The 13,084-nt window shown below is 64.9% G+C and carries 10 protein-coding genes; 9 read left to right on the forward strand and 1 reads right to left on the reverse strand.

Annotation, left to right across the window (positions count from 1 at the left end; translation table 11 throughout):
* Positions 1 to 159 precede the first annotated feature (159 nt).
* The 3 genes from carA (at position 160) to greA (ending at position 5,079) form a co-directional block, all read left to right on the forward strand.
* The gene (gene carA, locus METUNV1_RS01820) at positions 160 to 1,302 is read left to right on the forward strand and encodes a glutamine-hydrolyzing carbamoyl-phosphate synthase small subunit (protein ID WP_008058265.1); all 1,143 of its coding nucleotides are present in this window, start codon (positions 160 to 162) and stop codon (positions 1,300 to 1,302) included.
* 86 nt (positions 1,303 to 1,388) lie between these two features.
* Complete coding sequence (gene carB / locus METUNV1_RS01825; protein WP_008058266.1) at positions 1,389 to 4,604, forward strand: carbamoyl-phosphate synthase large subunit; 3,216 nt, start codon at positions 1,389 to 1,391, stop codon at positions 4,602 to 4,604.
* Between the two features lies 1 nt (position 4,605).
* Positions 4,606 to 5,079 (forward strand): transcription elongation factor GreA, encoded by a 474-nt coding sequence (gene greA / locus METUNV1_RS01830; RefSeq protein WP_008058267.1) that lies wholly within the window; start codon positions 4,606 to 4,608, stop codon positions 5,077 to 5,079.
* Positions 5,080 to 5,118: 39 nt separating this feature from the next.
* On the opposite strand, the gene yhbY is transcribed toward greA, so the two are convergent.
* The gene (gene yhbY / locus METUNV1_RS01835) at positions 5,119 to 5,574 is read right to left on the reverse strand and encodes a ribosome assembly RNA-binding protein YhbY (RefSeq protein ID WP_008058268.1); all 456 of its coding nucleotides are present in this window, start codon (positions 5,572 to 5,574) and stop codon (positions 5,119 to 5,121) included.
* A 39-nt stretch (positions 5,575 to 5,613) separates the two neighbouring features.
* Here yhbY and METUNV1_RS01840 point away from each other — a divergent pair, with 39 nt between their 5' ends.
* The 6 genes from METUNV1_RS01840 (at position 5,614) to METUNV1_RS01865 (ending at position 13,067) form a co-directional block, all read left to right on the forward strand.
* A complete protein-coding gene (locus METUNV1_RS01840; RefSeq protein ID WP_008058269.1) occupies positions 5,614 to 6,246 on the forward strand; it encodes an RlmE family RNA methyltransferase in 633 nt (210 codons plus the stop codon).
* 141 nt (positions 6,247 to 6,387) lie between these two features.
* Positions 6,388 to 8,274 carry an ATP-dependent zinc metalloprotease FtsH gene (ftsH, locus tag METUNV1_RS01845; RefSeq protein WP_008058270.1) on the forward strand — a complete coding sequence of 629 codons (1,887 nt, stop codon included), beginning with the start codon at positions 6,388 to 6,390 and terminating at the stop codon, positions 8,272 to 8,274.
* Between the two features lie 64 nt (positions 8,275 to 8,338).
* Positions 8,339 to 9,184 carry a dihydropteroate synthase gene (gene folP, locus METUNV1_RS01850; protein ID WP_043358815.1) on the forward strand — a complete coding sequence of 282 codons (846 nt, stop codon included), beginning with the start codon at positions 8,339 to 8,341 and terminating at the stop codon, positions 9,182 to 9,184.
* A gap of 12 nt (positions 9,185 to 9,196) precedes the next feature.
* Positions 9,197 to 10,552, forward strand: a complete 1,356-nt coding sequence (gene glmM / locus METUNV1_RS01855; RefSeq protein ID WP_008058272.1) for a phosphoglucosamine mutase — start codon at positions 9,197 to 9,199, stop codon at positions 10,550 to 10,552.
* A 128-nt stretch (positions 10,553 to 10,680) separates the two neighbouring features.
* Positions 10,681 to 11,952 (forward strand): O-acetylhomoserine aminocarboxypropyltransferase/cysteine synthase family protein, encoded by a 1,272-nt coding sequence (locus tag METUNV1_RS01860; protein WP_008058273.1) that lies wholly within the window; start codon positions 10,681 to 10,683, stop codon positions 11,950 to 11,952.
* A 113-nt stretch (positions 11,953 to 12,065) separates the two neighbouring features.
* A complete protein-coding gene (locus METUNV1_RS01865) occupies positions 12,066 to 13,067 on the forward strand; it encodes a PstS family phosphate ABC transporter substrate-binding protein (RefSeq protein ID WP_008058274.1) in 1,002 nt (333 codons plus the stop codon).
* The last annotated feature ends 17 nt before the right edge of the window (positions 13,068 to 13,084 follow it).

Raw genomic sequence — 13,084 nt, forward strand, 5'->3', positions numbered from 1 at the left:
CTTTGTCACCGGTGTCTGCACGCACCGAAATTGCGCGCCGCACCACCCTCGGGCTATAATGTATCGATCAGCGGGAGGTGCCCAAAACGGCGCCTCCCGCTTCGCATATGTGGCGCACGCGCGTCACCGTCCCCCAGATTCGCAATTCAGGAGTAAAACGTGTCCGCCCATGCGCCCGCGCTGCTTGCACTCGCCGATGGAACGGTCTTTCACGGCAAAAGCATAGGGGCGGAAACGGTCACGACCGGCGAAGTGGTGTTCAACACCGCGCTCACCGGGTATCAGGAAATCCTGACCGATCCGAGCTATACCCGCCAGATCGTCACGCTGACCTATCCGCACATCGGCAATACCGGCGTCAACGTCGAGGACGTCGAAGCCGGCCGCGTGTTCGCCGCCGGCCTGGTCATCCGTGACCTGCCGCTGCGTTCGTCCAATTTCCGCAGTCACCAGACGCTGGATGCCTACCTGCGCGAACAGGGCATTCCCGGCATCGCCAACATCGATACCCGCAAGCTCACCCGCCTGCTGCGCGAGAAGGGTGCGCAGAGCGCCTGCCTGATGGCCGGCAAGGTCGACGCCGCGGAAGCGGTGGCCAAGGCGCGCGAATTTGCCGGTCTCGCAGGCATGGATCTGGCCAAGGTAGTCAGCGCGACCGCGCCCTACGAATGGACCGAGGGCGAGTGGCAGCTCGGCCAGGGCTTCGTGAAGCCCGACGCCACGCCTTTCCACGTGGTGGCCTATGACTTCGGCGTCAAGCGCAACATTCTACGCATGCTGGCCAGCCGCGGCTGCCGCCTGACCGTGGTGCCGGCGCAGACGCCGGCCGACACCGTGCTGGCGATGAATCCGGACGGCGTGTTCCTGTCCAATGGCCCCGGCGATCCTGAGCCCTGCGACTACGCGATTGCGGCCATCCGCACCTTCCTCGACCGCAGGATTCCGACCTTCGGCATCTGTCTCGGCCATCAGCTGATGGGTCTGGCCGCCGGCGCGAAGACGCTGAAGATGAAGTTCGGCCACCACGGCGCCAACCACCCGGTCAAGGACAACGACTCCGGCCGCGTGCTCATTACCAGCCAGAACCACGGCTTCGCGGTCGATCCGGCCACGCTGCCGGCCAATGTGCGGGTGACCCACGTGTCGCTGTTCGACGGCAGCCTGCAGGGCATGGCCTGGACCGACCGTCCGGCTTTCTGCTTCCAGGGCCACCCTGAAGCCAGCCCCGGTCCGCACGACGTGGCCTATCTGTTCGATCGATTCGTGAAGATGATGGAGGAGGGGAAAGGGGCGAGAGGCTAGGGCCTAGGGAAAGCATGCGGGCGGCGCAGCCGCCCGGAAATTTCACCCTGATCCCTGACCCCTGATCCCTAGTCCCTCACAGACAAATGCCCAAACGTACAGACATCCAATCCATCCTGATCATCGGCGCCGGTCCCATCGTGATCGGCCAGGCCTGCGAGTTCGACTACTCCGGCGCCCAGGCCTGCAAGGCGCTGCGTGAAGAGGGTTACCGCGTCGTGCTGGTGAATTCCAACCCGGCCACGATCATGACCGACCCCGGCATGGCCGACGTGACCTATATCGAGCCCATCACCTGGCAGATGGTCGAGAAGATCATCGAGAAGGAGCGCCCGGACGCGCTGCTGCCCACCATGGGCGGCCAGACCGCGCTGAACTGTGCGCTCGACCTCGCCCGCCACGGCGTGCTCGACAAGTACAAGGTCGAACTGATCGGCGCCAAGCAGGAAGCGATCGACAAGGCCGAGGACCGCGAGAAGTTCAAGCAGGCGATGACCAAGATCGGCCTCGGTTCGGCCCGCTCCGGCATCGCCCACTCGATGGAAGAGGCGCTGCAGGTGCAGACCACCATCGGCTTCCCGGCCATCATCCGTCCGTCCTTCACGATGGGCGGCAGCGGCGGCGGCATCGCCTATAACCACGAGGAATTCGTCGAGATCTGCAAGCGCGGTCTCGAAGCCTCGCCGACCAACGAGCTGCTGATCGAGGAATCGCTGCTCGGCTGGAAGGAATACGAGATGGAAGTCGTGCGCGACAGCGCCGACAACTGCATCATCGTCTGCTCGATCGAGAACCTCGATCCGATGGGCGTGCATACCGGCGACTCGATCACCGTGGCCCCGGCGCAGACGCTGACCGACCGCGAATACCAGATCATGCGCAACGCCTCGATCGCGGTGCTGCGCGAGATCGGCGTCGATACCGGCGGTTCCAACGTGCAGTTCTCGATCAACCCGGCCGATGGCCGCATGATCGTGATCGAAATGAACCCGCGCGTGTCGCGTTCGTCGGCGCTGGCGTCCAAGGCCACCGGTTTCCCGATCGCCAAGATCGCTGCCAAGCTGGCGGTCGGTTTCACGCTGGACGAACTGAAGAACGACATTACCGGCGGCGCTACGCCGGCGTCCTTCGAGCCGTCGATCGACTATGTGGTCACCAAGATTCCGCGTTTCGCGTTCGAGAAGTTCCCGCAGGCGAACGACCGTCTGACCACGCAGATGAAGTCGGTCGGCGAAGTGATGGCCATGGGCCGCAGCTTCCAGGAATCGATGCAGAAGGCGCTGCGCGGCCTCGAAGTCGGCGTCTATGGTTTCGACGAGGTCGAGACCGACCAGGACGAGATGGAGCGCGAACTGGCGCTGCCCGGTCCGCAGCGCATCTGGTATGTCGGTCAGGCCTTCCGCAACGGTATGAGCCTGGACGAAGTGCATCAGCTGACCAAGATCGACCCGTGGTTCCTGGCGCAGATCGAGGACATCATCCTGACCGAGCGTGCCTTCTTCGGCCGCAGCCTGAAGAGCGTCGATGCCGCGACGATGCGCGATCTGAAGCGAAAGGGCTTCGCCGATCGCCGCCTGGCCAAGCTGTTCCAGTGCGACGAAACCGCGCTGCGCCTGCACCGCCAGACCCTGGGCGTGCGCCCGGTGTTCAAGCGGGTGGATACCTGCGCGGCCGAGTTCGCGACCGACACTGCCTACATGTACTCCAGCTACGAAGAGGAGTGCGAAGCCAACCCGACCTCGGCACGCAAGATCATGGTGCTGGGCGGCGGACCGAACCGCATCGGCCAGGGCATCGAATTCGACTACTGCTGCGTGCACGCGGCGCTCGCGCTGCGCGAGGACGGGTTCGAGACCATCATGGTCAACTGCAACCCGGAAACCGTGTCGACCGACTACGACACCTCCGACCGTCTGTATTTCGAGCCGCTGACGCTGGAAGACGTGCTGGAAATCGTCGCCATCGAGAAGCCGGTCGGCGTCATCGTGCAGTTCGGTGGCCAGACCCCGCTGAAGCTCGCGCGTGATCTCGAAGCCAATGGGGTGCCCATCATCGGCACCACGCCGGACATGATCGACGCAGCGGAAGACCGCGAGCGCTTCCAGAAGCTGCTGAACGACCTCGGCCTAAAGCAGCCGCCCAACCGCACCGCGCGGGCGGAAGACCAGGCGGTGCGCCTGGCGGCCGAGATCGGCTACCCGCTGGTGGTGCGCCCGAGCTACGTGCTGGGCGGCCGCGCGATGGAAATCGTGCATCAGCAGTCCGACCTCGAGCGCTACATGCGCGAGGCGGTCAAGGTGAGCAACGATTCGCCGGTGCTGCTGGACCGCTTCCTGAACGACGCTACCGAGGTGGACGTCGATGCCTTCTCCGACGGCCAGCAGGTCATCATCGGCGGCATCATGGAGCACATCGAACAGGCCGGCGTGCACTCGGGCGACTCCGCCTGCTCGCTGCCGCCGTTCTCGCTGACGCCGGAACTGTGCGACGAACTGCGCCGCCAGACCGAGCTGATGGCGCGCGGGCTGAACGTGGTCGGCCTGATGAACGTGCAGTTCGCGATCCAGCGTGACGCCTCGGGCGACACGGTCTATGTGCTCGAAGTGAACCCGCGTGCGTCGCGCACCGTGCCCTTCGTGTCCAAGGCCTGCGGCCTGCCGCTGGCCAAGATCGCCGCCCGCTGCATGGCCGGCCGCTCGCTGGCCGATCAGGGCGTGACCGGCGAAATCGTGCCGCCGTACTACTCGGTCAAGGAAGCGGTGTTCCCCTTCGTCAAATTCCCGGGCGTGGACACCATCCTTGGCCCGGAAATGAAGTCCACCGGCGAAGTGATGGGCGTCGGCCGTACCTTCGGCGAAGCCTTCGTCAAGAGTCAGCTCGCGGCTGGCGTGCGCCTGCCCACCGGCGGCCGCGCCTTCATTTCGGTCAAACCGGCCGACAAGGCCAAGGCGATCGAGGTGGCGCGCGAACTGCACGAACTGGGCTTCACGCTGGTGGCCACCCGCGGTACCGCGGCCGCCATCGCTGCAGCCGGCCTGCCGGTCACCCCGGTGAACAAGGTCAATGAAGGCCGTCCGCACATCGTGGACATGATCAAGAACGATGAAATCACCTTCATCGTCAATACGGTGGATGAGAAGCGCTCGGCGATCAACGACTCGCGCTCCATCCGGACCAGCGCGCTCGCCAGCCGGGTCACGCTGTTCACCACCGTAGAGGGCGCGCGTGCCGCGTGTGCGGGCATGCGCATTTCCCAACTTGAAACCTATGCGCTGCAGGACCTGCACGCCCAGATGAACTGATATGAGCGTCCCCCTTACCGTCAGCGGTGCCGAAAAGCTGAAGGCCGAACTGCACCGCCTGAAAACCGTAGACCGTCCGAACGTGATTGCCGCGATCGCCGAAGCGCGTTCGCACGGAGACCTGTCCGAAAACGCCGAGTACGACGCGGCGAAGGAGCGTCAGGGCTTCATCGAAGGCCGTATTGCCGAAGTCGAGGGCAAGCTGTCGAACGCCCAGATCATCGATCCGAAGACGCTGGATGCGGATGGCCGCATCGTGTTCGGCGCGACCGTCGATCTGGAAGACGTGGAAGCCGGCAAGCAGGTGACCTACCAGATCGTCGGTGACGACGAGGCCGATCTGAAGGCGGGCATGATTTCGGTGAATTCGCCGATCGCGCGCGCGCTGATCGGCAAGTACGCCGGCGACGTGGCCGAAGTGCAGGCCCCGGGCGGCATCCGTGAATACGAGGTGGTGGACGTCCGTTACATCTGAGGTCTGCGGGTTGCGCCACCTGAGGGTGGCGACCCCGCGTCAGCGCGCCGGACGGCTGCGCGGCTTGGTGCTGTTGCGTGCGACGCCGCGGCGGTTTGCGACCGGCTTTCCCGGGGTGCTGCGGGTGGGTACCGGCTTGCCCGGGCGCTCGGCCGATGCTTTCGCGCCGGCCTTGGCCGGTGTCTTGCGCACCGTCTTGGGGGCTTCTGCAGCCTTGTGCAGCTCCGGGTTCGGGCGATACAGCACCAGAATCTTGCCGATGCGCTGCACTGCGGCTGCGCCCAGCGCCTCGCAGGCTTCGTTCAGCCAGGCGTCGCGCTGTTCGCGTTCGGCGTCGAACACCCGGACCTTGATCAGTTCGTGCGACTTCAGCGCCAGTTCGATTTCCTTCAGCACCGCAGCGGTCAGCCCGTTCTGCGCGATCATCACAACCGGCTTCAGCGGGTGGGCCTGTGCGCGCAAGGCGCGACGTTCATCGGGAGTCAGGGTCAACATGGCGTTCTTCCAGAAAGGCGCGCAAGTCTAAGCTAAGTCATGGCCAAGAACAAAACCAGCCGGCAGTGGGTACATGACCACATCAACGACCCCTATGTAAAGCAGGCGCAGGCGCAGGGCTTCCGTTCGCGTGCCGCCTTCAAGCTGATGCAGATCGACGACAAGGACCGTCTGCTCGCGCCGGGCAAGGTGGTGGTCGATCTGGGCAGCACGCCCGGTGGCTGGTCCCAGGTGTCGTCGAAGAAGGTCGGTGCGTCCGGCAAGGTGGTGGCGATCGACCTGCTGCCGATGGAGCCGGTGCACGGCGTGCGCTTCATCCTGGGCGACTTCCGCGAGGACGGGCCGCTGGGCGAACTGGTCGAATCGCTGGAAGGCCGTCGCGTCGACCTTGTTTTGTCGGACATGGCCCCCAACCTGTCCGGAATCGCGGTGACCGATCAGGCGCGCTCCATCCATCTGCTCGAACTGGCACTCGAATTCGCGCGTGAACACCTCAAGAGCGGCGGCGACATGCTCGTAAAAGTGTTCCAGGGGTCGGGTTTCGACGAGCTGAGACGTGAAATGGAACAACTTTTCACGTCGGTGGCGGTGCGCAAGCCCGACAGTTCCCGCGACCGCAGCGCAGAGGTGTATCTTCTGTGTCGTGGCAGGCGGGGCGAACCGACCGCCTGAAACCGGCTTTTCAGGACCGGCGGGGACGGCTTAGGCAACGCGCGGCGGAACAAGCGGCGTTTCAGCCGGTCTGTCGATGGTCGCAGCGGTGCGACATTGATCTGCCCGAGCGATACGGGTACGGAATACAGAGGAATTGCCTTGAACAACATGTTCAAAAATCTTGCGATCTGGCTGGTGATCGGCATCGTGCTGATGACGGTGTTCAACCAGTTCAACCAGCGCCAGGCCACCCAGGGCATGGTCGAATATTCGGAGTTCCTCGACGAGGTGAAGGCCGGCCGGGTGTCGAAGGTGGAAATCCAGGGCCGTTCGCTGAACGCCCAGACCACCGACGGCAAGCGCATCACTTCCTACGCGCCGCCGCAGGACATCTGGCTGGTGAGCGATCTGCTCAAGAGCAACGTGAAGGTGGTCGCCAAGCCGGAAGAGGAACAGAGCTTCCTGATGAGCATCTTCGTGTCGTGGTTCCCGATGCTGCTGCTGATCGGCGTATGGATCTTCTTCATGCGCCAGATGCAGGGCGGCGGGCGCGGCGGCGCCTTCTCCTTCGGCAAGTCCAAGGCACGCATGCTGGACGAGTCCACCAACACGGTCACTTTCGCCGACGTCGCCGGCTGCGACGAAGCGAAGGAAGAAGTGGGCGAACTGGTCGAGTTCCTGCGCGACCCCTCCAAGTTCCAGAAGCTGGGCGGCCGCATTCCGAAGGGTGTGCTGATGGTCGGCTCGCCGGGAACCGGCAAGACGCTGCTTGCCAAGGCCATCGCCGGCGAAGCCAAGGTGCCGTTCTTCTCGATTTCCGGTTCCGATTTCGTCGAAATGTTCGTCGGTGTGGGCGCGGCCCGCGTGCGCGACATGTTTGAACAGGCCAAGAAGCAGGCGCCGTGCATCATCTTCATCGATGAAATCGATGCGGTCGGTCGCCAGCGTGGTGCCGGCCTCGGTGGTGGCAACGATGAGCGCGAACAGACGCTGAACCAGCTGCTGGTCGAGATGGACGGTTTCGAAGGCCAGACCGGCATCATCGTGATCGCCGCGACCAACCGTCCGGACGTGCTCGACCCGGCGCTGCTGCGCCCGGGCCGCTTCGACCGTCAGGTGGTCGTGCCGCTTCCGGACATCCGCGGCCGCGAACAGATTCTCGCGGTTCACATGCGCAAGGTGCCGCTGGCGCCGGACGTCAAGGCGGAAATAATCGCCCGCGGCACGCCTGGTTTCTCCGGTGCCGACCTCGCCAACCTGGTGAACGAAGCGGCGCTGTTCGCCGCGCGCGGCAACAAGCGCGTGGTCGACATGGACGACTTCGAGCGCGCCAAGGACAAGATCATCATGGGTGCCGAACGTCGCACCATGGTGATGGACGAGGAAGAGAAGAAGAACACCGCCTATCACGAGTCCGGTCACGCCATCGTCGGCATGCTGCTGCCCAAGTGCGATCCGGTGCACAAGGTCACCATCATTCCGCGCGGCCGTGCGCTGGGCGTGACCATGTCGCTGCCGGAGAAGGACCGCTACAGCTACGACAAGGAATATTGCCTGCAGCTCATTTCGATGATGCTGTCCGGCCGCATCGCCGAAGAGATCTTCATGAACCAGATGACCAACGGCGCCGCGAACGACTTCCAGCGCGCGACCGATCTGGCCCGCCGCATGGTGACGCAGTGGGGCATGTCGGACGCGATGGGGCCGATGGTGTATGGCGAAGAGGAGGGCGAGGTATTCCTCGGCCGCTCGGTCGCCACCCACCGCAACATGTCGGAAACGACGATGCAGCACGTCGATGCGGAAATCCGCAGCATCATCGACAACCGCTACGCTGTCGCCCGCAAGCTGCTGGAGGACAACCGCGACAAGGTCGAGGCCATGACCCAGGCGCTGCTGGACTACGAAACCATCGATGCCGACCAGATCGACGACATCATGAACGACCGTCCGGTACGCCCGCCGAAGCCGACCTCGCGTCCGCCCAAGGCCTCGTCCGACGGTGGCGCGCCGGGGGCCCCGGCGAACGCGGCGGCCCCGGCCTGAGCGGTCCTTTCACCCCACCCCGAACCGGAGGCCCAGGCCTCCGGTTTTTCTTTGTGCGAGAACCATGAATCCTGTCCTGCACTGCGGTACTTACCGCCTTCCACTCGATCGCCCGCTGGTCATGGGCATCATCAATGCGACGCCCGACTCCTTTTCCGGTGACGGCGTCGGTTTCGATCTGGCCCGCGCGGTCGCGCAGGCCGAGAAATTCATCGCCGACGGCGCCGACATGCTGGACATCGGCGGCGAATCGACCCGCCCGGGCTCCGACCCGGTGGCGGCGGACGAGGAAATGCGCCGGGTGGTGCCGGTGATCGAGGCGCTGGCCGGTCTGGGCGTGCCGCTGTCGATCGACACCTGGAAGCCGGAGGTGATGCGGGCTGCGCTGGCGGCCGGCGCGACGCTGGTGAATGACATCAACGGGTTGCGCGCACCGGGCGCGATCGAGGCGGTGGCCGCCACCGATGCCGGCGTCTGCATCATGCACATGCAGGGCACGCCGCAAACCATGCAGATCGAGCCCCGATATGCCGACGTGTGTGCGGAAGTGACTGATTTCCTTCTGCAACAGGCCCGGCTCGCGGAAGATGCGGGCATCGCGCGCGAACGCATCATGCTCGATCCGGGTTTCGGTTTCGGCAAGACGTCGGATCACAACCTGACGCTGCTCAAGGGACTGAAGGTCCTGGCCGATTACGGTTATCCGCTGCTGGTCGGGCTGTCGCGCAAGTCGGTGCTGGGCCGGCTGACCGGCCGCCCGGCGACGGACAGGGTGGCGGCCAGCGTGGCGGCCGCGCTGGCGTCGATCGCGCGCGGCGCGCACATGGTGCGCGTGCACGACGTGGCAGCCACCCGTGACGCGATCGCGGTCTGGCAGGTGGCCGGCATTTTCGAACGGACGGATACTTAGGAGATTCAGCAGATGTCGAGACGCTATTTCGGGACCGACGGTGTGCGCGGTCGGGTGGGTCAGGCCCCGATCACGCCGGATTTCGTGATGCGCCTCGGCTATGCCGCAGGTCGTGCGCTGGTGGCGACCGAGCATCTGCCGGCGGGCGAACACCCTGCGGTGCTGATCGGCAAGGACACCCGGGTGTCCGGTTACATGCTGGAAGCGGCGCTCGAAGCTGGCTTTGCCGCCGCAGGGGTCGATACGGTGCTGGCCAAGGTGGTGCCGACGCCGGCAGTGGCCTACCTCACCCGCGCGCTGCGCCTGCAGGCCGGTGTGGTCATCAGCGCCTCGCACAACCCGTTCGAGGACAACGGGATCAAGTTCTTCTCGGCCCGTGGCACCAAGCTGCCGGACGAGGTCGAACTGCAGATCGAGGCGCTGCTGGACGAGCCCATGGGCTGCATGGAATCGTCCCGCCTTGGCAAGGCGCGCCGCATCGAGGACGCGCCCGGCCGCTACATCGAGTTCTGCAAGAGCACCTTCCCGACCGAACTGGATCTGCGTGGCCTGAAGATCGCGCTCGACTGCGCGCATGGCGCCGCCTACAGCATCGCGCCCAAGGTGTTCCATGAACTGGGCGCCGAGGTGGTGACGGTGGGCTGCAGCCCGAACGGCATGAACATCAATGACGGCGTCGGTGCCACGGTGCCGAAGTCGCTGTCCGAAGCGGTGCGCGCCCACGGTGCCCACATCGGCATTTCGCTGGATGGCGACGCCGACCGCCTGATGATGTGCGACGCGAGCGGCCGCGTCTACGACGGCGACGAACTGCTGTATGTGATCGCCGGCCAGCGTCTGCGCGAAGGCCGCCTGAACGGCGTGGTCGGTACGCTGATGACCAATCTGGCGCTGGAACACGCGCTGAACGAGATGGGCGTCGGCCTGGCGCGCGCCAAGGTGGGCGACCGCTATGTGCTGGAAACCCTGCACCAGCAGGGCTGGCGTCTGGGTGGCGAGAACTCCGGCCACATCATTGACCTCGACCGCCACACCACCGGCGACGGCATCGTGGCGGCGCTGCAGGTGCTGGCCGCGCTGCAGTACCAGAACGTGGGTCTGGATCAGGCCTGTGCCGGTCTCAAGCTGTACCCGCAGAAGCTGGTCAACGTGAAGCTGCGGCCGGGATTCGACTGGAAGGCGGCCAATTCCATCGACCGCGCCCGGACCGAGGTCGAGCAGGAGCTGGCCCAGCGCGGCCGGGTGCTGCTGCGTCCGTCGGGCACCGAACCGCTGCTGCGCGTAATGGTGGAAGGTCAGGACGCCGACGAGGTGAGCCGGCTGGCCCGCCGTCTGGCCGAAGTCGTCGAATCCGCCATGGCGGCCTGAACGCCGCGCTGATCGGAATACGGGGCCGTCCTCGCGGTTGAGGGCGGCCCTTTTTCGTTTGCGGGTGCTTGGGTGGGCATGCCGGACGCGTGTAGATTGCGAACCCTCATGACAAGGAGGAGGTCGCCATGCGTTTCGACACGCTCGCCATTCACGCCGGCTATTCGCCCGACCCGACCACCCGCGCGGTGGCGGTCCCCATCTACCAGACCACGAGCTACGCCTTCGACGACACCCAGCACGGGGCCGATCTGTTCGATCTGAAGGTCGCGGGCAACATCTACACCCGCATTATGAACCCGACCAGCGACGTGCTCGAGCAGCGCGTCGCGGCGCTCGAGGGCGGCATCGGTGCGCTGGCGCTCGCGTCCGGGCAGGCTGCCATCACCTATGCCATCCTGACCATCGCCGAGGCGGGCGACAACATCGTCGCCACGTCGGCGCTGTACGGCGGCACCTACAACCTGTTCGCGCACACGCTGCCGCAGTACGGCATCGAGGTGCGTTTCGTCGATGCGTCGGATCCGCAGTCGGCCGCGGCGAAGATCGATGCGCGCACCAAGGCGGTGTTCTGCGAGTCGATCGGCAATCCGCTGGGCAATGTGGTCGATTTCGCCGCGTTCGCCGAGGTTGCGCACCAGGCCGGCGTGCCGCTCATCGTCGATAACACGGTGCCGTCGCCCTATCTGACCCGGCCGTTCGAGCACGGGGCCGACATCGTCGTGCATTCGCTGACCAAGTACATGGGCGGTCACGGCACCACGCTGGGCGGCATCCTGGTCGATAGCGGCCGCTTTCCGTGGGCTGAACACAAGGCGCGCTTCCGCCGGCTGAACGAGCCCGAGGTGAGCTATCACGGCGTGGTCTATACCGAAGCGCTCGGTCCGGCCGCCTACATCGGCCGCGCGCGTACCGTGCCGCTGCGCAATATGGGCGCGGCCATTTCGCCGTTCAACAGCTTCCTCATCCTGCAGGGGCTGGAAACCCTGGCGCTGCGGATGGACCGACACTGCGACAACGCGCTCGCGGTCGCCCGCCATCTGCGCGGGCATCCCAAGGTCGAGTGGGTCAATTACGCCGGTCTGCCGGACCATCCGAGTCACGCGCTGGTACAGCGCTACTTCGGCGGCAAGGCGTCGGGACTGCTCACCTTCGGCGTGAAGGGCGGTCGCGAGGCCGGCGCGCGCTTCCAGGACGCGCTCAAGCTGGTGACCCGGCTGGTCAATATCGGCGACGCCAAGTCGCTGGCCTGCCACCCGGCGTCGACCACCCATCGCCAGCTGTCGCCGGACGAACTGAAGCGGGCGGGGGTGTCGGAAGACATGGTGCGGCTGTCCATCGGCATCGAGCACATCGAGGACATCCTGGCCGATCTGGACCAGGCACTGCAGGCTGTTTGATCGGGGTCAGAGGGTGGCTGGATGAATTGTTTCACCGTCACAGAGGCGTAACAAAGCATTCATAAACTGCGTTCCGTCGCATCGCAACACGACGCAATCTTACGGAGAGTCTGATGAACGTACGCAAGATCACCACCCTCGCAGCCGCTGTCGGCACCCTGTTCGTCTCGGTGTCGGCCATGGCCAACCAGCCGCTGGTCAAGATCGACGGTTCGAGCACGGTGTTCCCGATCACCGAAGCGGTGGCGGAAGAGTTCCAGAAGGCCAAGAAGGGTTCCGTCCGCGTGACCGTGGGTATTTCCGGCACCGGTGGCGGTTTCAAGAAGTTCTGCCGTGGCGAGACCGACATCTCGAATGCCTCGCGTCCGATCCTGGACAAGGAAATGGCTGACTGCAAGGCTGCCGGCATCAAGTACATCGAGCTGCCGGTGGCCTTCGACGCGCTGACCCTGGTCATGAACCCGAAGAACGCCTTCCTGAAGCAGGTGACGGTCGCCGAACTGAAGACCATGTGGGAACCGGCGGCCCAGGGCAAGGTGCTGAAGTGGAACCAGATCAACGCCGCCTGGCCGGATACCGGCCTGAAGCTGTTCGGCCCGGGTGCCGATTCGGGCACCTTCGATTACTTCACCGAAGCGGTCGTCGGCAAGGCCAAGTCCAGCCGCGGCGACTTCACCGCGTCGGAAGACGACAACGTGCTGGTGCAGGGTGTGTCGCGTGACGCTGGCGCACTGGGCTACTTCGGTTTCGCCTACTACCTGGAAAACAAGGACAAGCTGAAGGCGGTGCCGGTGGTCAATCCGAAGACCGGCAAGGCGGTCGAGCCGTCGCTCGAGGCGGTCATTTCCGGCGATTACCAGCCGCTGTCGCGCCCGATCTTCATCTACGTGAATGCCGCTTCGGTGGATAAGCCGGAAGTGAAGGAATTCGTCGAGTTCTACCTGAAGAACGGCGCCGCGCTGACCAAGGAAGTGAAGTACGTGCCGCTGACTGACGCCGACTACAAGCACGCGCTGGACAACTTCAGCAAGAAGAAGACCGGCACGGCTTTCGGTGGCCACTCGGAAGTGGGCGTCAAGGTGTCCGATCTGCTCAAGCGCGATCCGAAGGAATAAGCGTCGCGTAAGGAGGC

The organism is Methyloversatilis universalis FAM5, assembly GCF_000214035.2.
GTDB classification, from domain to species: domain Bacteria; phylum Pseudomonadota; class Gammaproteobacteria; order Burkholderiales; family Rhodocyclaceae; genus Methyloversatilis; species Methyloversatilis universalis.

Bases quoted from the DNA above. Each gene is read 5' to 3' on its own strand.
- folP (WP_043358815.1), top strand. From the start codon at position 8,339: ATGAATCCTGTCCTGCACTGCGGTACTTACCGCCTTCCACTCGATCGC.
- greA (WP_008058267.1), top strand. From the start codon at position 4,606: ATGAGCGTCCCCCTTACCGTCAGCGGTGCCGAAAAGCTGAAGGCCGAA.
- glmM (WP_008058272.1), top strand. From the start codon at position 9,197: ATGTCGAGACGCTATTTCGGGACCGACGGTGTGCGCGGTCGGGTGGGT.
- METUNV1_RS01860 (WP_008058273.1), top strand. From the start codon at position 10,681: ATGCGTTTCGACACGCTCGCCATTCACGCCGGCTATTCGCCCGACCCG.
- METUNV1_RS01865 (WP_008058274.1), top strand. From the start codon at position 12,066: ATGAACGTACGCAAGATCACCACCCTCGCAGCCGCTGTCGGCACCCTG.
- yhbY (WP_008058268.1), bottom strand. From the start codon at position 5,574: ATGTTGACCCTGACTCCCGATGAACGTCGCGCCTTGCGCGCACAGGCC.
- carB (WP_008058266.1), top strand. From the start codon at position 1,389: ATGCCCAAACGTACAGACATCCAATCCATCCTGATCATCGGCGCCGGT.
- METUNV1_RS01840 (WP_008058269.1), top strand. From the start codon at position 5,614: ATGGCCAAGAACAAAACCAGCCGGCAGTGGGTACATGACCACATCAAC.